This is a genomic window from Microbacterium barkeri, from assembly GCF_027921765.1.
Classification (GTDB): domain Bacteria; phylum Actinomycetota; class Actinomycetes; order Actinomycetales; family Microbacteriaceae; genus Microbacterium; species Microbacterium barkeri.
This window is the reverse complement of sequence record NZ_BSEJ01000006.1, coordinates 92653-113791: the sequence shown is the minus strand read 5'-3', so window position 1 is coordinate 113791 and position 21139 is coordinate 92653. Positions and strand designations below refer to the sequence as shown.

19 protein-coding genes are annotated in these 21139 nt (G+C 68.0%); 13 read left to right on the top strand and 6 right to left on the bottom strand.

The features are described 5' to 3' along the window. Positions 1 to 13: 13 nt before the first annotated feature. Together PKE79_RS08000 and PKE79_RS07995 are read left to right on the top strand one after the other, a co-directional pair. On the top strand, positions 14 to 367 hold the full coding sequence (locus PKE79_RS08000; RefSeq protein WP_271173162.1) for a collagen-binding domain-containing protein: 354 nt from the start codon (positions 14 to 16) through the stop codon (positions 365 to 367). A gap of 248 nt (positions 368 to 615) precedes the next feature. Next, positions 616 to 2073: an LAVTG motif-containing sortase-dependent surface protein gene (locus tag PKE79_RS07995; RefSeq protein WP_271173161.1), complete on the top strand. Its 1458-nt coding sequence runs from the start codon at positions 616 to 618 to the stop codon at positions 2071 to 2073. A gap of 68 nt (positions 2074 to 2141) precedes the next feature. Here the strand turns inward: PKE79_RS07995 and PKE79_RS07990 are convergent, their stop codons facing one another. Beyond that, positions 2142 to 4229, bottom strand: coding sequence for an acyltransferase family protein (locus PKE79_RS07990; protein WP_271173160.1), 2088 nt, complete (start codon positions 4227 to 4229; stop codon positions 2142 to 2144). A gap of 95 nt (positions 4230 to 4324) precedes the next feature. On the opposite strand from PKE79_RS07990, the gene PKE79_RS07985 reads away from it, so the two are divergent. Further along, positions 4325 to 6097: a cation:proton antiporter gene (locus tag PKE79_RS07985; protein ID WP_271173159.1), complete on the top strand. Its 1773-nt coding sequence runs from the start codon at positions 4325 to 4327 to the stop codon at positions 6095 to 6097. Positions 6098 to 6168: 71 nt separating this feature from the next. On the opposite strand, the gene PKE79_RS07980 is transcribed toward PKE79_RS07985, so the two are convergent. Both PKE79_RS07980 and PKE79_RS07975 read right to left on the bottom strand, forming a co-directional pair. Beyond that, complete coding sequence (locus tag PKE79_RS07980) at positions 6169 to 7563, bottom strand: dicarboxylate/amino acid:cation symporter (protein ID WP_271173158.1); 1395 nt, start codon at positions 7561 to 7563, stop codon at positions 6169 to 6171. Positions 7564 to 7706: 143 nt separating this feature from the next. Further along, positions 7707 to 7982 (bottom strand): helix-turn-helix domain-containing protein, encoded by a 276-nt coding sequence (locus tag PKE79_RS07975; RefSeq protein WP_271173157.1) that lies wholly within the window; start codon positions 7980 to 7982, stop codon positions 7707 to 7709. Positions 7983 to 8073: 91 nt separating this feature from the next. Between PKE79_RS07975 and PKE79_RS07970 the strand changes: the two genes are divergently transcribed. The 6 genes from PKE79_RS07970 (at position 8074) to PKE79_RS07945 (ending at position 14728) form a co-directional block, all read left to right on the top strand. Then, the gene (locus tag PKE79_RS07970) at positions 8074 to 8703 is read left to right on the top strand and encodes an N-6 DNA methylase (protein WP_271173156.1); all 630 of its coding nucleotides are present in this window, start codon (positions 8074 to 8076) and stop codon (positions 8701 to 8703) included. After that, complete coding sequence (locus PKE79_RS07965; protein ID WP_271173155.1) at positions 8700 to 10391, top strand: Eco57I restriction-modification methylase domain-containing protein; 1692 nt, start codon at positions 8700 to 8702, stop codon at positions 10389 to 10391. Before PKE79_RS07970 ends, PKE79_RS07965 begins: the two co-directional genes overlap by 4 nt. Further along, positions 10384 to 12924, top strand: a complete 2541-nt coding sequence (locus tag PKE79_RS07960; protein WP_271173154.1) for a GIY-YIG nuclease family protein — start codon at positions 10384 to 10386, stop codon at positions 12922 to 12924. The genes PKE79_RS07965 and PKE79_RS07960 overlap by 8 nt, the downstream gene beginning before the upstream one ends. Before the next feature lie 237 nt (positions 12925 to 13161). Continuing rightward, positions 13162 to 14007 carry a TY-Chap2 family putative peptide chaperone gene (locus PKE79_RS07955; RefSeq protein ID WP_271173153.1) on the top strand — a complete coding sequence of 282 codons (846 nt, stop codon included), beginning with the start codon at positions 13162 to 13164 and terminating at the stop codon, positions 14005 to 14007. A gap of 59 nt (positions 14008 to 14066) precedes the next feature. After that, positions 14067 to 14336 (top strand): hypothetical protein, encoded by a 270-nt coding sequence (locus tag PKE79_RS07950; RefSeq protein ID WP_271173152.1) that lies wholly within the window; start codon positions 14067 to 14069, stop codon positions 14334 to 14336. Continuing rightward, positions 14333 to 14728 carry a type II toxin-antitoxin system VapC family toxin gene (locus PKE79_RS07945; protein WP_271173151.1) on the top strand — a complete coding sequence of 132 codons (396 nt, stop codon included), beginning with the start codon at positions 14333 to 14335 and terminating at the stop codon, positions 14726 to 14728. The genes PKE79_RS07950 and PKE79_RS07945 overlap by 4 nt, the downstream gene beginning before the upstream one ends. A gap of 3 nt (positions 14729 to 14731) precedes the next feature. Here PKE79_RS07945 and PKE79_RS07940 read toward each other — a convergent pair whose 3' ends face one another. The 3 genes from PKE79_RS07940 to PKE79_RS07930 form a co-directional block, all read right to left on the bottom strand. Continuing rightward, positions 14732 to 14965, bottom strand: coding sequence for a helix-turn-helix domain-containing protein (locus PKE79_RS07940; RefSeq protein WP_271173150.1), 234 nt, complete (start codon positions 14963 to 14965; stop codon positions 14732 to 14734). Next, a complete protein-coding gene (locus PKE79_RS07935) occupies positions 14962 to 15606 on the bottom strand; it encodes a hypothetical protein (protein ID WP_271173149.1) in 645 nt (214 codons plus the stop codon). The genes PKE79_RS07940 and PKE79_RS07935 overlap by 4 nt, the downstream gene beginning before the upstream one ends. 137 nt (positions 15607 to 15743) lie before the next feature. After that, positions 15744 to 16361, bottom strand: coding sequence for a hypothetical protein (locus PKE79_RS07930; protein ID WP_271173148.1), 618 nt, complete (start codon positions 16359 to 16361; stop codon positions 15744 to 15746). Between the two features lie 307 nt (positions 16362 to 16668). Here PKE79_RS07930 and PKE79_RS07925 point away from each other — a divergent pair, with 307 nt between their 5' ends. The 4 genes from PKE79_RS07925 to PKE79_RS07910 all read left to right on the top strand — a co-directional run bounded on the left by PKE79_RS07925 (position 16669) and on the right by PKE79_RS07910 (position 21131). Continuing rightward, on the top strand, positions 16669 to 19194 hold the full coding sequence (locus PKE79_RS07925; protein WP_271173147.1) for an ATP-dependent Clp protease ATP-binding subunit: 2526 nt from the start codon (positions 16669 to 16671) through the stop codon (positions 19192 to 19194). A 97-nt stretch (positions 19195 to 19291) separates the two neighbouring features. Then, a complete protein-coding gene (locus tag PKE79_RS07920) occupies positions 19292 to 19795 on the top strand; it encodes an amino-acid N-acetyltransferase (RefSeq protein ID WP_271173146.1) in 504 nt (167 codons plus the stop codon). A 12-nt stretch (positions 19796 to 19807) separates the two neighbouring features. Next, on the top strand, positions 19808 to 20464 hold the full coding sequence (locus PKE79_RS07915) for a hypothetical protein (protein WP_271173145.1): 657 nt from the start codon (positions 19808 to 19810) through the stop codon (positions 20462 to 20464). Between the two features lie 253 nt (positions 20465 to 20717). After that, positions 20718 to 21131 carry a dehydrogenase gene (locus PKE79_RS07910; RefSeq protein WP_271173144.1) on the top strand — a complete coding sequence of 138 codons (414 nt, stop codon included), beginning with the start codon at positions 20718 to 20720 and terminating at the stop codon, positions 21129 to 21131. Positions 21132 to 21139 lie beyond the last annotated feature (8 nt).

Genomic DNA, 21139 nt, shown 5'->3' with positions numbered 1-21139 from the left:
GGGGAGGACTCATATGGGGAACAGCCCTGCCGGCGCGTCGCGTCGGCTCATCGCGGCCGGAGCCATCTCGGCTCTTGTGGCCTTCGGAGGGGCGGCTGTCGCCGCACCCGCCAACGCGGCCGTCGAGTACATCAACCCGTTCGAGGGGAGTGGTGCGTTCACGATCTACGCCCACCGCGACGCGTCTCTCGGGAACGGGGAGCTCGAAGGCTCGATCGCCGTCGGCGGCACGCTGTCGACGACCAGGGACAACTACCCCCTGATCCACCAGGCAGCGGGCCAGTCCACGTACACGGTGCCCGTTATCGACGGCGAACCGGTGCGCTTGCTCGCGGGCTCGTACGTCGGCGGCGCGGGCCGAGGGTAGCTGTCACCAACCGGGGATCGGTCGACGGGACGCCCGAGAGCGAGGCGATTGCGAAGCTCGTCGATACGTCGAACCTCACCGCAGCGCCGCGCGGCAGCGACTGGACGCGCCTCACGACAGACAGCGGCGCCATCCTCGACCTCGAGAAGCTGCCCTACTCGTCGGTCGCGCTCGCCGCTGTCGAGACCGAGCAGGCATCCGTCGCCGCCTATCTCGACGTGCCCTCGTACGGCGCGGCCGCTGCTTGCATGGCCGACACGTATGAGACCGACCGCGTCAATCACGTCGACCCGAACGTGCAGGGTGGGATGGCGTACCCGACCGGCTTCGCCGTCGACCGTCCGAATGTCATCGATTACGAGGACATCGAAGGCCTCATCGTCAAGCGCGACGGTTTCGCGGGCTACGAGCCGACCGCGCAGGCACCCCTGGTCGTCCGCGTGGCGCCGAGCACGACGACGATCGGCCCGATCAACATCGAGGGATGGAACGACCAGGCACGATCGTCGTACATCCTCATCGACGCGTCATCGGTCACGGGGCAGCTGATCATCGACGGACTCGAGTACGGAGCGGTCTTCGCCCCGAATGCGGACGTCACGTTCACGGGCAGTCGCACGCACAACGGGCAGTGGGTCACCGGATCGTTCACGTCGCAGGGCGGCGGCGAACTGCATCACTATCTTTTCCAGGGGCAGATCCCGTGCGAGTCGGGGCCCGGGACGGACGCCGATGCTGACACGACGGCGGCTGCGGATGCTTCCGCGGCTGCGGATGTCGATGCGGCTGCGGATGTTGACGCTGACGCGGATGTCGATGCTGACGCGGATGTCGACGCTGACGCCGATGCAGATGCGTCTTCGGGTGCGGACAATGACGCAGGCGCGACGTCGGACGCCGATGCCGCCGCGGGCTCGGATCTCGACGCGGATGCGGACGTGGAGGCCTCAGCGGACGCGGATGCGTCTTCGGGTGCGGACGTTGATGCAGACCTGACGGCGGATGCCGATGCCGCCGCGGGTGCGGATGTCGACGCTGGTGCGACAGCAGACGCAGATGCGTCTTCAGGTGCGGACGTTGACGCTGAAGGGGCGTCGGACGTCGAAGCGGATGCGACGGCGGATGCCGATGCCGCCGCAGGGGCGGATGCCGGTGCTTCCGCGACGTCGGATGTCGATGCTTCCGCGGCTGCGGATGTTGACGCTGAAGCGACGTCGGATGTCGATGCGACGTCGGAGGTCGACGCCGCGTCGGACGTCGACGCAACGGCGGACACGCAGGCTGAAGCCACTGCTGACACGGGTGCGGACACGGATGCCGGTGCGACCGCTGACGCGAACGCCACAGCGGACGCAGGCACCCATGCGAACGCGAACGCGAACGCGAACGCGGATGCGGGCAGCGACGGCGGCGCAAACGCCGGGACGAATGCGACGTCGGATGTCGATGCGACGGCGTCTGCGGACGCTGATGCGACGGCCGAGGCGGACGCTGATGCGGCGGCAGGGACGGGCGCGACCGCTGATGCGGATACCGCAACGGGAGCGAACGCGACGGCCGACACCGACGCAACGGCGGACTCCGACAGCGGTGCGCTCACCCCGACCGGAGCGGACATCGCTCCGAGCGCGGCGGCGCTCGCCGTCGCGCTGCTGCTCGGCGGCGCCGCGATCATCGCCCTGCGTCGTCGCACGAACAGGGTCTGACTCAGCAGACCGGACGCTCGTTCAGGATGCCGCGCCCGCCTCGGGCGCGGCATCCTCTCGTTACCGCACTACAGTCCCCAGTCGTCCGCGACGCGCGGGGCGATGTGGCGGACCCAGGGCGTCGACAGGTGGCTGTCGTCCTCGTACACCGGGTACTCGTCGACGACGAGCGGGCAGCGTCCGTCGAGGCAGGCGTACCCGACGACGTCGATGTACTCGGCGCCGACGTAGGCAGCCTCCACGGCGGCCTTCGTCAGGGCGTTGCTGTCGTACTCGAGACCGCCCGGCGCCGAGATGCACGAGGCCTGCGTGGCGCCGGGTGCGGTCAGGCAATCGGCAGGGCCGGGGCGCGTGGGCACGTCGCCGAGCACGCGGATGTCATCGGTCACGCCGGCGAGCTCGGCGACCGACGCCTCGACCGCGGCGGACCACTGGTCGCGCGCGCTCACCCCGCCGCGGCCATCCTGCAGGAAGAGCATGCCGCGCGCGGTCGTGAAGATCGTGTCGGGTCGCAGCTCGGCGAGCTCCGCGCTCGTCCAGCTGCGGAAGGCGTCGCACTCCTCCTGCGTCATCGCCTTGGCCGCCTGGTAGACGGCGTAGTGCGCGCACGCGAGCTTGGCGAACATCCGCACCTGGTAGCCGCGCTCGCGGCCGATCTCGTCGAACGCCGGCAGCCACATCGCCGCGTGCGAGTCGCCGACGAGGGCGATGACGCGGTCGGCGCTCTCGTCGCCGAAGACGCACTCGGGGGCGCTCGTCTGGCCATCCGTCGCGAAGCATCCCTCGCCGACCGCACCCCAGTTGTCCTTCGTGAGCGCCGAGCCGTCGATGGACGGAGGGATGGGCGCGCCCTCGTCGGCGAGGCGGAGTGCGGTCTCCAGCTCCCACGCCACGTCGGGGGTGCCGCCGAGCTGGGTGAAGCCGCTCGTCTCGCCGCTCTCGAACCACGCGGCTGCCGCGCGGTCCGCCGCCTGGTCGCGGTAGTCGGCCAGAGCCGTCGCCGCGAGCGCGCCGACGAGCACGACGGCGACGGAGGCGGGCCAGAGAGCGAGCGCGCGTCGCCCCTGCGAGATGAACGGGACGCGCCGGTGGTGGAACGGCACCTCGACGAGGTGGTAGCTGACGGCCGAGAGAGCCACGGCGACGCCCACCGCGAGCGCCCCCGACGCGAGAGGCGGCGTTCCGTCGGGAAGGATCGCCGGCACGAGCAGGATCGCGGGCCAGTGCCAGAGGTAGAGCGAGAACGACACATCGCCGATCCATCGCAGGGGGCGCAGCGACAGCAGGCGCCCGACGAGGCAGCGCGGACCCGAGGCGAGCAGCAGCACTGTGCCGATCGTCGGCACGAGGGCCTGCCATCCCGGGAACGCCGAGCCGGCGTCGAACGCGACCGCCGCGACGGCGATGAGGATGGCGCCGAGCAGGCTCGTGAGGGCGCGCCACGGTGCGCGGAGGGTGGCGGGCAGCACGCACGCGAGCAGAGCGCCCGCGGCGAGCTCGTACGCGCGAGCCGGGGTGTTGAAGTAGGCCGCCGCGGGGGAGGAGGCCGTGTAGAGGAGCGACCAGGCGAGCGAGCCCGCGAACACCGCGGCCGCCGCGATCGTGAATGCCCGCCGCGACAGACGTGTGAGGACGAGCATCGCGAGCAGCGGCCAGACGAGGTAGAACTGCTCCTCGACGGCGAGCGACCAGTAGTGCTGCAGGAGCGACGGCTCGCTCGAGGAGAAGTAGTCCGTGCCCTGCGCCGCGAGGTGCGCGTTCGCGAGGAAGACCGCCGACCACCGCGCGTCTGACGTCGTCTGCTCGACCTGCGTCGTGGGCAGGAGCGCGGCCGCGGCCGCGAGCACCGCGAGGATGACGACGGTCGCCGCGGGGAGGATGCGCCGCGCGCGCCGCACATAGAAGTCCGCGATGCTGATCCGACCCGTGCGCTCGTGCTCGCGCAGGAGAAGGCCCGTGATGAGGTAGCCCGAGATCACGAAGAACACGTCGACGCCGATGAAGCCGCCGTCGAGGCGCGGCACGCCCGCGTGCGCGAGGACGACGAGCCCGACCGCGATCGCGCGGAGCCCCTGGATGTCGGTGCGCCAGGTGCCGCGCCGCGCTGGCTGGCCGGTCGCGGGCACGCGCGTGTCGGGGGCGGCTGTCGTCTGCATCGCGAGAGACCATACGACGTCGAGCCGAGGAAGTCCGGCAAGCGCGGGCCGGCTGTGCCCGGGGTGTTCGCACGCGGGGAGATAGCCTCGGGAGTATGGGCGTCGAGGTGTTCGTGATTCTCGTCTGTTCCGTCGCGGTCGCGGCTTTCGCCCGATGGCGAGGATGGCCGGCGCCGCTGGTCGTGACCGCGGTCGCGCTCGCGGCCTCGCTGCTGCCGTTCGTGCCGACGGTCGAGATCGACGGTCACCTCCTGCTCAACCTCACCCTGCCGCCGCTGCTCTACTCGGCCGCGCTCGAGGTGTCGTTCGTGAGCTTCAAGCGATCGCTTCCGCACATCCGCCGTCTCGGTGTCGGCCTCGTCGTCGTGACGGCTGCGGCCGTCGGTCTCGTGGCGTGGCTCATCATGCCCGAGCTCACGATCGCGGGCGCGCTGCTGCTCGGCGCGATCGTCGGGCCGCCCGACGCCGTGTCGGCGGCCGCGATCGCCCGGAAGCTCGGGCTGCCTCGCCGCGTGATGACCGTGATGTCGGGCGAGAGCCTCATCAACGACGCGACGTCGCTCACGCTCGTGCGCGTCTTCGCGGCCATCGTCGCGGGAGCGACCGTGACGGTGTGGGATGGCGTCGTCGAGTTCGCGCTCGCGGTGGTCGTCGGCGTCGCGGTCGGCCTCGTGTTCGGCATCGTGCTGCACCAGCTGCGCCTGCGGATCAGCGACCCGGTCGTGACGGGGACGGTCGGCCTCCTCGTGCCGTTCGGCGCCTACGCGGTCGCCGAGCAGCTGCACGGATCGGGCGTCCTCGCGGTCGTCGCGATGGGGCTGTACGTCGGCTTCAACGCGCCGAAGACGCGGTATGTCACGCGGCAGCAGGATGGCCCGCTGTGGTCGTCGATGGACTTCCTCCTCGAGAGCTTCGTCTTCGCGTACATCGGCCTCCAGCTGCCCGACGTCGTGCGCGAGCTGGGCGGCGTCTCGGGCGTGCAGACGCTCGTGCTCGCGCTCGCCGTGCTCGTCGTGGTCCTGCTCGTGCGCCCGGTGTTCGTGTACGCGAGCTATGCGTGGGGTCAGATGTGGCAGCGGCTCCGCCTGCTGCGGTGGAAGCACGCGGCCGAGGAGTTCCGCGCGAACCCCGACAGCCCGCGGGCGCGGATGGTCCGCAGGCAGCGCGAGCGCCTCGAGCGGCACGGTCGCCCCGTGACCGAGAAGACCATCCGCCAGCGGATCATCGAGCCCCCGATGTCGGTGCAGGAGCGGGCGGTCGTCTCGTGGGCCGGCATGCGCGGCGTCGTGACGCTCGCGATGGCGGCGGCTCTGCCCGACCTCACCGAAGGCGGGATGTCGCACGGGAACGTCGAGGTGCTCATCGTGTGCGCGTTCGTCGTCACGGTCGGGACGCTGCTGCTGCAGGGCCTCACGCTCGCGCCGCTGATCAAGGCGCTCGGCGTGAACGCCGACGCCGAGCGCGCCGCGGATGCCCGCCAGCTCGAGGCCATCCGCCGGCGCAGCGCCGAGGCCGGGCGCGAGTACCTGCGCGTCAAGCAGCAGGAGTGGGCGGAGCTGTACGGCGAGGACTCGATCGACAAGTTCAACAAGGTCGCCCGGTCGCTGCTGCGGGTCGAGAAGAACGCCGACAAGGCCGAGCGGGCGCTCGAGCGCGCGGAGGGGGCGCCGCCGATCCTCAAGCGCCCCAGCTACGAGAGCGTGCGCGACCTGTCGAAGGGGTGGCTCGAGGTGCGCCGCCAGGTGCTGCTCGAGGAGCGCGATCGCGGCAACCTCAGCGAGGAGGTCATGCGCGAGCTGATCACCGCCATGGACGCCGAGGAGCTCGCGCTCGACACCCGCGGGAACCTGCGGCCGCCGACCCGCTGAGGCGCGACCATCCGAGGACGACGAAGGCGGCCATCCGATCGGATGGCCGCCTTCGTGCGGAGATCAGGTGATCAGGCCTTGGCGCCGACGGGCTCGGCGTCTTCGCGCTCGGACTCGTCGATGAACGGCAGGCCCGCGCGCTCGGCGTCGTAGAGCTCCTCGTCGAGGATGCCCTCGCGCTTCGCGACGATCGCGGGGACGAGCGCCTGGCCCGCGACGTTGACCGCCGTGCGGCCCATGTCGAGGATCGGGTCGATCGCGAGCAGCAGGCCGACGCCCTCGAGGGGCAGGCCGAGCGTCGAGAGCGTCAGCGTGAGCATGACGGTCGCGCCGGTCGTGCCCGCGGTCGCGGCGGATCCGACCACGGAGACCACGACGATGAGCAGGTACTGGATCAGGGTGAGCTGGATGTCGAAGAACTGCGCGACGAAGATCGCGGCGATCGCGGGGTAGATCGCGGCGCAGCCATCCATCTTGGTCGTGGAGCCGAACGGGACCGCGAACGACGCGTACTCGCGCGGGACGCCGAAGTTGCGCTCGGCGACGCGCTGCGTGAGCGGCAGGGTGCCGATCGACGAGCGGCTGACGAAGCCGAGCTGGACGGCGGGCCACACGCCCGTGAAGAACTGCTTGATCGAGAGGCCGTGCGTCTTCACGAGGATCGGGTAGACGACGAAGAGGACGAGGGCGAGGCCGATGTAGATCGCGAGGGCGAACCACGCGAGCGACGTCAGGCGCTCCCAGCCGTACTCGATGACCGCGTTGCCGATGAGGCCGAGCGTGCCGATCGGGGCGATGCGGATGATCCACCACACGACGCGCTGGATGACCTTCAGGAGCGACTCGGTGAAGACGAGGAACGGCTCGGCCTTGCGTCCGGCGCGCAGCGCGGCGGCGCCGACGACAGCGGCGACCACGATGATCTGCAGGATGTTGAAGTTGACGCTCGAGCTGAGAGCGCCGTCTTCGGCGGCGTACGTCGAGACGCTCAGGCCGAGGAAGTTCTGCGGGATGAGGCCGAGGAGGAAGTCCCACCACGAGCCGACGCGCGACGGCTCGGAGGTCTCCAGGCCCGCGCCCGCGCGGTTGCCCGGCTGGAGGAGGAGGCCGAGGCCGATGCCGATGACCACGGCGATGAAGGCCGTGATGGCGAACCAGAGGATGGTCTGGCCCGCGAGGCGCGCGGCGTTCTGCACGCGACGCAGGTTGGAGATGCTCGCGACGATCGCCGTGAAGACGAGCGGCACGACGGCGGTGCGCAGGATCGTGACGTACGAGCTGCCGATCGTGTCGAGGGTCGCGGCGAGCGGGTTCGGCTCGCCGTCTGCGCTCGCGCCGATCGAGCGGCCGACGAGGCCGAGCACGATGCCGACGACGAGGGCGGCGATGATCTGGAAGCCGAACGAGGTGTAGAAGGGGCGCTTCGCCTTGACGGGGCGCGCCGACGCGGTGCTGCTGCTGCTCATGGTCTCCTGTGGCGGCGGGGATCTCCCACCCGGCACGAGGGTCTACTTTAAATCCGCCTGAATAGGTGAAGGGCCGATGAGGCGCAGGAAGTCGTCACGTGACGACATGTGTCGGGGACGGTGGATGGCGCGGGTCGCGACGGTCAGACCGCGCTGCGGCGGGCGTCTGACCTCGGGGTCGTGAACATCTCAGGAGTGAGTCCGTCGATGAGGTCGCCCGGCTCGACGCCGAGGGCCGCCGCGATGCGCACGAGCGAGTGGATGTTCATCATCGACCGGCCGCTCTCGTAGCTGCGGATGTTCGACGAGTCGATGTTCGCCTCGACGGCCAGCTGGTCCTGCGTCTTCGTCTGCCGCCGGCGGATCTCGGCGATGCGCTCGCCCACGTAGGCGGCTGCGGCGGAGGACACGCGGGGCACCAGACAAGCGTTGTCGGCACCGGTACCTCGCGCCAGGGTCGGAGGTACCGTGTACAAGTACACTCATGCACATGTATGAGGGTTCGACGCGATGACGTCGGGGGAGCGGCTGGTCAAGTCGCGACAGCGGGTTTCGGATCACGGCGAGGTGTTCACGCCCCGGTGGCTGGTGGACGACATGCTCGACCTCGTCAAAGGCGAGACGGAGCGCATCGACTCGCGCTTCCTCGAGCCCGCCTGCGGTTCGGGCAACTTCCTCGTGCCCGTGCTCGAGCGCAAGCTCGCAGCAGTCCAGGCGCGGCACGGCCGCAGTGACTTCGAGAAGCGCCACTATGCCCTCTACGCGCTCATGTGCATCTACGGCATCGAGTTGCTGGCGGACAACGCGCAGGAGTGCCGAGAGAACCTCGCGGGTACTTTCGCCCGGTATCTGAAACTCGGTGCGGACGATCAGGTCTGGCTGCGGGCTGCGCAAGCGGTGCTCGCGGCCAACATCGTGCAGGGTGACGCGCTGAAGCTCACCGATGCGCGCGGAGAGCACATCGTCTTCCCCGAGTGGGGGTACCTCGGTCGCGGCAAGTACCAGCGACGCGACTTCCGCTTCGACAGCCTCGCCCGCAAGGCGGCGTTCGACGGCCTCTTCGCTGCGTTCGAGGAGCATGACGTCTTCGCTCCCGTGAAGTCCTACCCGGCGATGACGGTGCAGGAGATTGCGGCATGAGCGCGCCGATCGTCGAAGGCAAGGCGACCTTCGCGCTCCACGGGCACAACCCCGATGTGCTGACGTGCATCGCGAACCTCTCTAATGACGAAGTGTTCACACCGCCGGAGTTCGCCAACCAGATGCTCGACACTCTCGAGCAGGGGTGGGCGGAATCGAACGACGGCGCCGTCATCTGGTCCGATCCGACCGTCACGTTCCTCGACCCGTTCACGAAGTCGGGGGTCTTCCTGCGTGAGATCACGAGGAGACTGACGGATGGCCTCGCGGACGTGATCCCGGATCTGGAGGAGCGTGTCGACCACATCCTCACGAAGCAGGTGTTCGGCATCGCGATCACGCAGCTGACGGCGCTGCTCGCTCGACGCAGTGTGTACTGCTCGCGCGACGCGACCGGCCCGCACTCGATCGCGAAGAGCTTCGACCGCGACTGGGGGAACATTTGGTTCGAGCGGACGGAGCACACCTGGGAAGGCGGGCGCCGGGAGTTCCGTGCGGACCCACTGACCGGGCGCGAGATCGCCGTCTTCACGAACCGGAGGTGCCGCTTCTGCGGCGCGAGCGAGTCCGAGTACGCGCGAGACGACGCGCTCGAGACCCATGCCTACGCGTTTATTCATGCAAGCGATATCAGGGCTCGGATCGCCGAGCTGTTCGGAGCCGACATGCAGTTCGACGTCATCATCGGGAACCCGCCGTATCAGTTGAGTACAGGAGGGACCGGCGGAAACGGCACTCAAGCGCGTCCGCTCTACCCGCGGTTTGTGGAACAGGCCAAAGCAATGGAGCCTCGGTTCGTTGTGATGGTCACGCCTTCCCGTTGGTTCTCTGGCGGAATGGGCCTGGACTCATTTCGTGAATCGATGCTTGCTGATACTAGGTTGCGCACGATCGCGGACTACCCGGACTCGAGTGACGTGTTCCCTGGGACGCAGATCAAGGGTGGCATCTCATACTGGCTGTGGGACCGAGATGGCGCAGGCGACGTCACGGTCGAGACCTACGGGACGGCGGGGCTCGTGTCCTCGAGTACGAGATCTCTCGTCGAGAAGGGTAGCGACGTCTTTATTCGCTATAACGAGGGCGTGTCGATTCTTAGAAAGGTCATGTCGGTTGAGCACGAAGGGGGTGAGGTCGTATTCTCCTTGCCGCCCGAGAAGCGCTTCATGAATCTCGTCAGCTCGATCGGTTCTTTTGGCCTTGATACGGGCTTTAGGGGTAACCCCGACTCGCGGGAGGGTGACGTCAAGGTCTACCGAAACGGCGGCGTCGGGTGGATCGAACGGAGCGCGATCCCGCGCGACTCTCCGGATATCGACGCGTGGAAGGTATTCGTGCCGGCGGCGGGCAGCGGAAGCGACTCGTTCCCGCATTCGATACTCGGTAAGCCGTTCGTCGGTTCGCCAGGTACTGCTTCCTCGTGGACATACATGTATGTGGGGCCCCTCGAATCGGAAAATACTGCGCGGTCAGTCTGCTCATACATCGCGACACGCTTCTTTCGCTTCCTTGTTCTTTTGCATAAGCCGACGCAGCACGCAACGCGTCCCGTGTACACGTTCGTGCCGATGCAGAAATTCTCGGAGCATTGGTCTGACGATGCACTCTATGAAAAGTATGCGTTGAACTCTGCGGAGATCGCCTTTATTGAGAGCATGATTCGGCCCATGGAGCTGGGGAATGAGTAAGTCGATCGAAGATCTCCTCCCGACTAAGCCCGCGACCCGCCTACGCATCTACGCGTACGCCATCCATGACGACGCGCACGCGGGGCTGCTGAAGGTCGGCCAGACGACGCAGGACGTGAAGACCCGTGTCGCTCAGCAGCTGAAGACCGCGGCGATCGAGAACTACGAGATCGTCCTCGACGAGCCCGCTGACCGTTCAGACGGGTCCGTGTTCCGAGACCACGATGTACGGACGCGCCTCAAGAAGAAGGGGTTCGCGAATCCCCAGCTCGAGTGGATGCGCTGTTCGGTGGAGGATGTCCGCACCGCCATCGCCGAGCTCCGGCTGCACAAGGAGTATGAGGGCACTCCGACCCAGAGCTTTCCCATGCGCGCCGAGCAGCAGGCCGCTGTCGACAAGACGTACGAGTACTTCCAGTCCCGATGGGCTGAGGATTCCGACGCAGTCCCGGAGTTCCTCTGGAATGCGAAGATGCGCTTCGGCAAGACCTTCACGACGTACCAGCTCGCGAAGAGGCTCGGCGCGAAGCGCGTGCTCGTGATGACGTTCAAGCCGGCGGTCGAAGACGCATGGGAGCAGGACCTCAGGAGCCATGTCGACTTCGACGGATGGCAGTACCTCTCGCGGGCGACCGGCGGCGACCCGTCGACTATTGAGGCCGACCGACCGCTTGTCTTCTTCGGCTCCTTCCAGGACCTCCTGGGGCGCGACAAGGCGGGAGGTTTCAAGCCCAAGCACAAGTGGCTGTCCGACGTCGCGTGGGATCTCGTCGTGTTCGACGAGTACCACTTCGGTGCGTGGCGCGACACCGCCAAGGAGCTCTTCGAGGGCGAAGACGAGAAGGCCCGCAAGAAGGCGAGCGAGCAGGAGTTCGGCGCGGATCTCGAGACGTTCGCCGAGGAGCTCGAGGAGCGCGGCAGCGAAGAGGACCAGTTCGTCCCCGTGCGCGCGAACGCGTACCTCTACCTCTCCGGCACTCCCTTCAAGGTGCTGAACGAGGGGCGGTTCATCGAGGAGCAGATCTTCAACTGGACCTACACCGACGAGCAGCGGGCGAAGGCGGAGTTCGCGGCCGCCCACCCGGACGAGCCCAACCCCTATGCGCCGCTGCCGGAGATGCGGCTTCTGACGTACCAGATGCCGGACGAGCTTCTGGCGATCGCGAGCCAGGGCGAGTTCGACGAGTTCGACCTCAACGCCTTCTTCGAGGCGAAGGGAACCGGGGATGACGCGGAGTTCGTGCACAAGGACGACGTCCAGAAGTGGCTCGACATCATCCGGGGAGAGTACGCCCCGACTCAGCTCGACGCGCTGAAGGCGGGCACGAGGCCCCCGTTCCCCTACTCCGACACGCGCCTGCTGCCGCACCTGCAGCACTCCATCTGGATGCTTCCCCGTACGGCGTCGTGCGCCGCGATGGAGAATCTGCTGGCGGAACCGCAGAACGCATTCTGGCGCGACTACCGAGTGATCAACGTCTCGGCCCCGAATGTGGGCGTCGGCCTGGACGCGCTGCCTCCCGTGCGCAATGCGATCGGCAGCGGCTTCGATACCAAGTCGATCACCCTCACGGTCGGCAAGCTGACGACCGGCGTGACCGTGCCGCAGTGGTCGTCCATCCTCATGCTGCGGAACCTGCAGGCGCCAGAGACGTACTTCCAGGCGGCCTTCCGCGTCCAGTCGCCCTGGACCATCCGCAATCCCAATGGGGACGATCCGAACGCGATCGAGATCTTCAAGCCCGTCTGCTTCGTGTTCGACTTCGCGCCGACGCGGGCCCTTCGTCAGATCGCGGAGTACGGTCGCGGACTTTCGCCTGAGAACCCGAACCCGGAGAAGGCGGTCGAGGAACTCGTCAGCTTCCTGCCGGTGCTTGCCTACGACGGCTCCCACATGACGCAGGTGGACGCGGCCGGCATCCTCGATATCGCGATGTCGGGGACATCCGCGACCCTGCTCGCGCGCAAATGGGAGTCGGCCATCCTCGTGAACGTCGACAACGCGACCCTCAAGAAGATCATGGCGGATGAGCGCGCCATGGCCGCAGTCATGAACATCGAGGGCTTCCGAGCGCTCGGCGCCAACATCATCGAGACGGTCGTCAACAAGAGCGAAGCCGTCGGCAAGACGAAGAAGGAGAAGGGCGACGACATCACTCCCGCCGAGAAGAAGGAACTCTCGGCGGAGGAGAAGGAGTACAAGTCCAAGCGGAAGCAGATCCAGGAGAAGCTGATCAAGTTCGCGACGCGGATTCCCGCGTTCATGTACCTGACCGACTTCCGGGAGAACACGCTATACGACGTCATCACCAAGATCGATTCCGACCTGTTCCAGTCGGTCACCGGCCTCACCGTGGCCGACTTCGAGCTGCTGGTCTCGCTGGGTGTATTCAACGCTGGGCACATGAATCAGGCGGTGTTCGCATTCCGCCGATATGAGGACTCGTCGCTGTCGTACACCGGAATCGAATCGCATAAGGGCCTGCGTCGGTACGGGCTCTACGACACGGTCGTCGCCATCGAGGCGAGCTGAGTTGCCGTGATCGTCGTCGTCCATCGTGCTCGCGTCTCGACAGGCGGCATGGCGCCGGTCGGGGTGTGGGCGATCGAGGGCGACCGGCCGGAGTCGTACTATCCGCCCGAGAATGAGAGGTTCCGAGAGCGCGGCTGGAACGCGCTGACCGCACAACCGGGGCTTCCGCTCGAGGAGTGGGCTCGGTTCAAGGCCTCGTCGTCTCCGGCGTGGCGGCTCCACGATGACATCGCGACGGTGGCGCTGATCGCGACGGTCGGCGTCGAGTATGTGTTGAGGGCGATCTTCGTCAGCGAGCGGGATGCTCACGAGGCGAAAGGCCATGCCGTCGAGCTGATGGCGAGCCATCCGCGTGATGAGCCGGCTGTGCCCCAGGGCGGGGCGCATCAGAACGTCCTCGCTGCGTCTTGGCATGTCGCGTCCGTGCTGACGCGTCGTCACCCGGATCTGGTCGTGCATGAGACGCATCCCGGCGGTGGCCTCTACGACGTCCTCATGGTCGTGAAGGAGCAGGACCTCGGCTTGCCCCATACAGCGTCGCGACCGCGCGTCATGCTGAACCGCGCCGGGTCCCTGCAGGTGCATCGGGGTCAATCCGAGATGCGGAAGGTCGCCGAGTGGGCGGACGTCCTCCTGGGCGCGGGCGTGGGCCGAGTGGTCGCCGAACTCGAGGCAGCGGCCGACTGGGCGCAGCCCTTCTCCGTTCCGACGGCGACGGCGCGAAACCTGGCGTATCGCTTCATCTCGACGGCCTTGCACATGCTCGGAGGGGAACGGCACCTCTGGGACGCCCGCAGCGAGCACATCGACTCCTCCGGAGTCGAGGCCTCACGGCACCACCATGTCGATGCCTTTCCTTCCGTTCTCGAAGAGGACGAGAAGGCGCGCCGTCTGAGCACAGCGAGTGCGCCCTACAGCCGACTCTGGGTCCTGCTGCGCGACGAGGAGCCGGCGGCCGTCGTGACGACTGCGGGGCGGCTCCATCGTCGATCGCAGGCTCCGGTCGATCTGCTCGCGGCGTACGGGAAACACGGCGCGCGAACACGCCGGATGACCGCGGCGCTCATGAACCGCTGGCTGTAGCCGGCCGACAGGCGTCACTGAGAAGTGACACATGTGTCACCTCGCCATAGAATGGCACCATGCGAACGATCAACCGGCGGACCTTGGCGCACGAGACGGCGCGCGTGCTCGACGCGGTTCTCGACACGGGAGAGCCCGTGGAGGTCGTCGGGCGCGACGGGCGAGCCGTGGTGATCCTCCCGCGCCCTCGGTCCGCCCTCGAACGCTGGGAGGCCCAGGGGCTCATCGAGCATGCGACGTTGAGCGTGGAGGAGTTCGACAGGATTGGCGCCGTCGACACCGATCTCACCGCCGAGGAGATCCTCGACGATCTCCGAGGCGAGTCGTGACCCGCGTCATCTACGTCGACACGTCGACGCTCGTGCGCGCCGCCCTAGCGGAGCACGACGGTGAGGTGCAACGTCAACGGATGCGCGCGCATCTCGCGGCTGGCGACCGGATGGTGTCGTCGAAGCTGCTCTGGCTCGAAGCTGAGCGCGTGGCCACGCGCCTCGAGGTCGTCGATGGCCGCGATGGTGAGCCGGTTCGCGCATACGTTCGCGGCGTGAGCCTGCTGCCTCTCGATGATGATGTCTGGCGCCGCGCGCATGCGATCCGCCAGCACGTGCGCACGCTGGACGCCATCCATCTCGCGACCTGTGCCCTTGCGGGTGCCGAACTGCTCACGTCGGACACGCAGATGCGCGAAGTAGCGGGCGCTCTCGGCATCACGTGCGTCTGACTCTCAGCGGTCCGCGCGGACGAGCAGATCCCCGATCTCGCAGTCGAGCGCCTGGCAGATGGCGATGAGGGTCGAGAAGCGGACGGCCCGGGCCTTGTCGTTCTTGAGGATCGAAAGGTTGACGATGCTCACACCGACGATCTCGCTCAGTCGTGTGAGCGTCATCTCCCGTTCGGCGAGGAGTTCGTCGAGTCGGCAGTGGACGCCAGTCTCTTCGTCGTCTGTGGGGGGCGTCACACGAGGCCTTCCGTGTCGCGGCGGAGCCGATCTGTCTCGTCCTCGAGCCGCGCCTTCTCGCTCTGTAGGCGCGCTCCGTGGCGGAAGATCGCGGCCAGGGCCGCCATCAGCAGCGCGGCGCCGACCGGCCAGAGAGTGGACTCGATGCGGAAGTACTCCGGGTAGCCGACATCTCCAGGGCTGAGCACCTCGCGAAGAACGAGCGTCTGCCCCACGGAGGTCGCGAGGTCCGCGCCCAGACCCGTGACCGCGACGAGCGCCGCGCCGATGTAGAGGGCTCGGGTCGTCAGGGTGTGGAACGGACGACGAGCGATCGCCTGGAAGGAGATGAGCGCGACGACGGCGAAAGGCGTCAGGAACGCGACGGTGGACAGAAGCTGGATCAGCGCGACGGTCCATCTCATCTCGATGGTGGGCGATCCGATGGTGACCTGTGCGTGGTCGTAGTTCAGGCAGTCGATCCTGGGGCTTGCCGTCGATGTGGCGTCGCCTGGCCCGCCAGACGCACAGGAAGAACTCGAAGGGGAGAATGGAGCGATCGCGGCCGAGTCGAACAGGATCCACGAATTCGTGAAGGTCCCGAGCAGACCGAGCGCGAGCCCGATCAGGTTCATCAGCACGAACCACGACGAGAGCGTCATAACGAGATCGAGCGCGATCGAGGCGCTGCGACGGCGCTTCGCGAACCAGATGAGGATCGCGGCGATGATCAGGAGAGCTCCCACTATCCCTCCCGCCATCCAGAGGGCTGAGACGAGGTCCGTTCCGCCGGCGCTCATCACACGAGTCCTTCTGTGTCGTGCTGAAGCCGCGCGCCGATCGTGAGTGCGGCAGCGAGGAGGAACAACAACGTCGGGGTCACCAGGGCGCCGGCGGGGAATTCGAACATGAGGATCGCGAAGCCGAAGTTGTGGAGCCCGAGTGCCTCGGTCGCGGCTGCCGCCGCGAGGCCGCGCAGGAGCGGCGTCAACAGGGCCGCCGCGAAGGACAGCAGTGCGGCGACGAGGGCGACAGTCGCCGTTCCGGGCAAGAGCGGGCGGTGGGAGGCGAAGCGCCGGCCGAGGATGAAGATGAGCACGCAGATCGCCAGAGCGGAGCTCGCCGAGAGAAGGACGCCGAGCGCGAGGGGGACGCGCACGGACCACGGGGCCCCGACGACCGTGACCTCAGCCTCCGTGAAGATCGAAGACGGCACCTGCCTGAGTCCGTCCTCGAAGAAGACCGCGTCATCCGCGATCGGCACGTGCACCGGGATGGCGCGTGCGAAGACGCCGTTCACAAGCTGCCAGATCGTCCAGACGATCGTGAGCGCGAGCGCACACAAACTCAGCCAGGCGACCAACGAGATGGCCCGACGGTCTCCGCGCGTGATCGGAGAATCCGAGTTCGACGGCATTCTGACTTCCCCTCGTAACGAAAATCGATAACAACGATAGTCGTTAAGGCGGGCGGGGTGCGCCAGGGGCGCGGCGTCATCGTGACCGTTCCGTGATGAGGGAGGGGTGGGGCATTTCGTCTCGGTCGCTTCGCTCCCTCGCTCAATGACCGGATGGGGAGAGACGCGCCCGCGCTCGACCATCGCGTCAAGGCGCTATGCCCAGGGCGAACACGGCTCCTCGAGCGACGGGCGCTCGTTACGGTGGAACCACGACGCGTCGACCGTCCTTTATCGACGCGTCCTGGCCTCGGCCCTGAGGAGTGACATGTTCGAGAGATTCACCGACCGTGCCCGTCGTGTGGTCGTCCTCGCCCAAGAAGAGGCGAAGATGCTCAACCACAACTACATCGGCACCGAGCACATCCTGCTCGGGCTCATCCACGAGGGTGAGGGCGTCGCTGCCAAGGCGCTCGAATCGCTCGGCATCTCGCTCGACGCTGTGCGCGAGCAGGTGCAGGACATCATCGGCCAGGGGCAGCAGCAGCCGACGGGGCACATCCCGTTCACGCCGCGCGCCAAGAAGGTGCTCGAGCTGTCCCTGCGCGAGGCGCTGCAGCTCGGCCACAACTACATCGGCACCGAGCACATCCTCCTCGGCCTCATCCGCGAGGGCGAGGGCGTCGCGGCCCAGGTGCTCGTGAAGCTCGGCGCCGACCTCAACAAGGTGCGCCAGCAGGTCATCCAGCTGCTCTCCGGCTACCAGGGCAAGGAGCCCGTGGGCGTCGCGCCGAGCGGGCAGGAGTCGCAGCAGGCGGCGCAGGGCGGCTCGCAGGTGCTCGACCAGTTCGGCCGCAACCTCACGCAGGCCGCGCGCGAGAACAAGCTCGACCCGGTCATCGGGCGCGAGAAGGAGATCGAGCGCGTCATGCAGATCCTGTCGCGCCGCTCGAAGAACAACCCCGTCCTCATCGGCGAGCCCGGCGTCGGCAAGACCGCCGTCGTCGAGGGCCTCGCGCAGGCGATCGTCAAGGGCGATGTGCCCGAGACGCTCAAGGACAAGCAGCTGTACTCGCTCGACCTCGGCTCGCTCATCGCCGGCTCGCGCTACCGCGGCGACTTCGAGGAGCGCCTGAAGAAGGTCACCAAGGAGATCCGCACGCGCGGCGACATCATCGTCTTCATCGACGAGATCCACACCCTCGTGGGTGCGGGCGCCGCGGAGGGCGCGATCGACGCGGCCTCGATCCTCAAGCCGCTCCTCGCGCGCGGCGAGCTGCAGACGATCGGCGCCACGACGCTCGACGAGTACCGCAAGCACTTCGAGAAGGACGCGGCCCTCGAGCGCCGCTTCCAGCCCATCCAGGTCGCCGAGCCCTCGCTGCCGCACGCGATCAACATCCTCAAGGGCCTGCGCGACCGCTACGAGGCGCACCACAAGGTGCAGATCACGGATGGCGCGATCGTCGCGGCCGCGAACCTCGCGGACCGCTACGTGAGCGACCGCTTCCTCCCGGACAAGGCCATCGACCTGATCGACGAGGCGGGCGCCCGCCTGCGCCTGTCGATCCTGTCGTCGCCGCCCGCTCTGCGCGAGTTCGACGAGAAGATCGCGAAGGTCCGCGAGGCCAAGGAGGCCGCGTCGGAGGAGCAGGACTTCGAGAAGGCCGCCGCCCTGCGCGACGAGGAGAAGGCACTCCTGGGCGAGCGCCTGCGCCTCGAGAAGCAGTGGCGCTCGGGTGACGTCGCCGCGCACGCGGTCGTCGACGAGGGCCTGATCGCCGAGGTGCTGGCCCAGGCCACGGGCATCCCGGTGTTCAAGCTCACCGAGGAGGAGACCAGCCGCCTCGTCTTCATGGAGAAGGCGCTGCACCAGCGCGTCATCGGCCAGGAGGAGGCGATCGCTGCGCTGTCGAAGACCATCCGCCGTCAGCGCGCCGGCCTCAAGGACCCGAAGCGCCCCTCGGGCTCGTTCATCTTCGCCGGCCCCACGGGCGTCGGGAAGACCGAGCTCGCGAAGGCGCTCGCGGAGTTCCTCTTCGACGACGAGGGCGCGCTCATCTCGCTCGACATGTCGGAGTTCGGCGAGAAGCACACCGTCTCGCGTCTGTTCGGCGCCCCTCCCGGGTTCGTCGGCTTCGAGGAGGGCGGCCAGCTCACCGAGAAGGTCCGTCGCAAGCCGTTCTCGGTCGTGCTCTTCGACGAGATCGAGAAGGCGCACCCCGACATCTTCAATTCGCTCCTCCAGATCCTCGAGGAGGGGCGTCTGACGGATGGCCAGGGCCGCGTCGTCGACTTCAAGAACACCGTGATCATCATGACGACGAACCTCGGCTCGTCGGCGATCGCGGGCGGTCCGGTCGGCTTCCAGGTCGAGGGCAACACCCAGACGACCTACGAGCGGATGAAGGGCAAGGTCGACGAGGAGCTCAAGCGCCACTTCAAGCCCGAGTTCCTCAACCGCGTCGACGACATCATCGTCTTCCCGCAGCTGTCGAAGGACGAGCTCATCCAGATCGTGGACCTGTTCACGAAGCGTCTGGCGGAGCGCCTGCTCGACCGCGACATGACGATCGAGCTGTCGCAGGCGGCCAAGGAGCGTCTCATCGAGGTCGGCTTCGACCCGGCGCTCGGCGCCCGTCCGCTGCGTCGCGCCATGCAGCGCGAGGTCGAGGACCGGCTGTCGGAGCAGCTGCTCAACGGCCAGCTCGAGTCGGGCCACCACATCAAGGTGGACCTCGTCGACGGCCAGTTCACGTTCCACAGTGCACCCCGCGGCGAGAAGGTCGCGGTCGGCGTGAACACGGGCGGCGACATCTCGGCCACGCCCGACCTCGCGGCGCTCGGCGACTGACGGAGACGACAAGGGGCGGAGCCTTCGGGCTCCGCCCCTTTCGCGTGCCCGCGGCGCGCTCAGCGGAGCCTGAGGTGCGCCGTCCTAGGGTGGGAGGATGACCGAGTTCACGGTGCGCGCGGCGCGAGCGGCCGACATGGAGCAGGTGCACCGGATGCTCGAGCCGTACGTCATGCGGCGGATCCTGCTCGGCAAGGACCTCGTGGTGCTCTACGAGGCGACGCAGGAGTTCCTCGTCGCGGAGGACGCGAGCGGGCGGGTCATCGGCTGCGGCGCGCTCCACGTCATGTGGGAGGATCTCGGCGAGATCCGCACCCTCCTCGTGGAGGACGGATGGCTGCACCACGGCGTCGGCCGCGCCATCGTCGACGGGCTCGAGCGCAAGGCGCGCGACCTCGGCCTCACGCGACTGTTCTGCCTGACCTTCGAGGTCGACTTCTTCCGCCGGCGCGGCTTCGAGCCGATCGGCGAGCAGGTCGTCTCGCCCGACGTGTACTCGCAGCTCGTGCGCAGCCCCGACGAGGGCGTCGCCGAGTTCCTCGACCTCGCCCATGTGAAGCCGAACACGCTCGGCAACACCCGGATGCTCAAGCACCTCTGAGAGGATGCACCCGTGAGCCAGCGTCGCCGCCCCTCGAAGGCCGTCTACCGACGGCGTCGTCTCATGGTGCTGCTGCTGGCCGTGCTCCTGATCGGCGGGATCGTCTGGCTCGCGATCGCGCAGCCCTGGCAGGCGCTCTTCGCGGGACCCGCGGCGACCCCCGCCCCCGCGTCGACGACCGAGGCGCCCGCCGCCGCGGCCGAGCCGAGCGAGGAGCCCACGCCGACGTCGACGCCCACGCCGACCGAGCCCGCGGCACCGGGGGAGTGCGATCCTGCCAAGCTCGAGGTCGTCGGGCTCGCCGACCAGGGCGAGTACGCGGCCGACCAGCAGCCCCGCTTCTCGATCGAGCTCACGAACACGGGCGACGTCGACTGCGTGCTCAACGTCGGCACCACCACGCAGCGCTTCACGGTGACGAGCGGCGCCGACACGTGGTGGACCTCGACCGACTGCCAGAGCGAGCCGAGCGACATGGAGGTCACGCTCGCCGCGGGCCAGACGGTGACGAGCGCCGAGCCGGTCGTGTGGGACCGCACGCGGTCGAGCGTCGACACGTGCGACAGCGACGAGCGGCCGGCCGCTCCGGGGGGCGGCGCGTCGTACCACCTCGAGGTCGAGATCGCCGGAGTGATGTCGAAGCAGACGACCCAGTTCCTGCTGCGCTGAGGGCCTCGGGCGGACACGCCCGAGGCGCGGTGTCCCCCGAAAGGGGGACATACAGGACGAAGCGCGCCGCGTAAAGTCGTACGTGACTCCGAAGATGATCCCAGAGCTGTCCCCAGCAGCTCGCCGCACATCGTGTCCCCAGCACGGCGGCATCGAATATCGGAGGGATCAGGGCCCCTCACCTCCCGGAACCCCGGAGGCGAGGGGCCCCTCATTTACCCTCCTCACGGCGCGGCTCCGTAGGGTGGAGGGCATGGCCTCCTCGAAGCGCAAGAAGTCCGTCGCGGCCGACCCCTCGGCGTTCCGCTCCGAGGCGCTCGCGCAGGCTCTCGAGAAGCAGGACATGGCGGCGGTCGCCCTCGCCCTCCGCAACGGCAACACCGTCGTGCCGCTGCTCTCGCCAGGGCCGAAGGACGACCCGCTCGACGGCGGCGAGGTGTGGACGTACCGCGACGCGAGCACGGGCCAGGTCGCGCTGCTGCTCTTCAGCGACGCCCGCCACAAGCCCGCGAACCTGCCGCCCGCGGTCGGCGTCTACTCGCCCGCCTGGCTGCGCGCGTTCCTCACGCAGCACCGCCGCACGATCACGTCGGTGTTCCTCGACATCGCGGGCCCGCACCCCATGCAGGCGACCCCCGGCGACCTGCTCGCGGCTCTCGAGGCCTGAGCGGATGG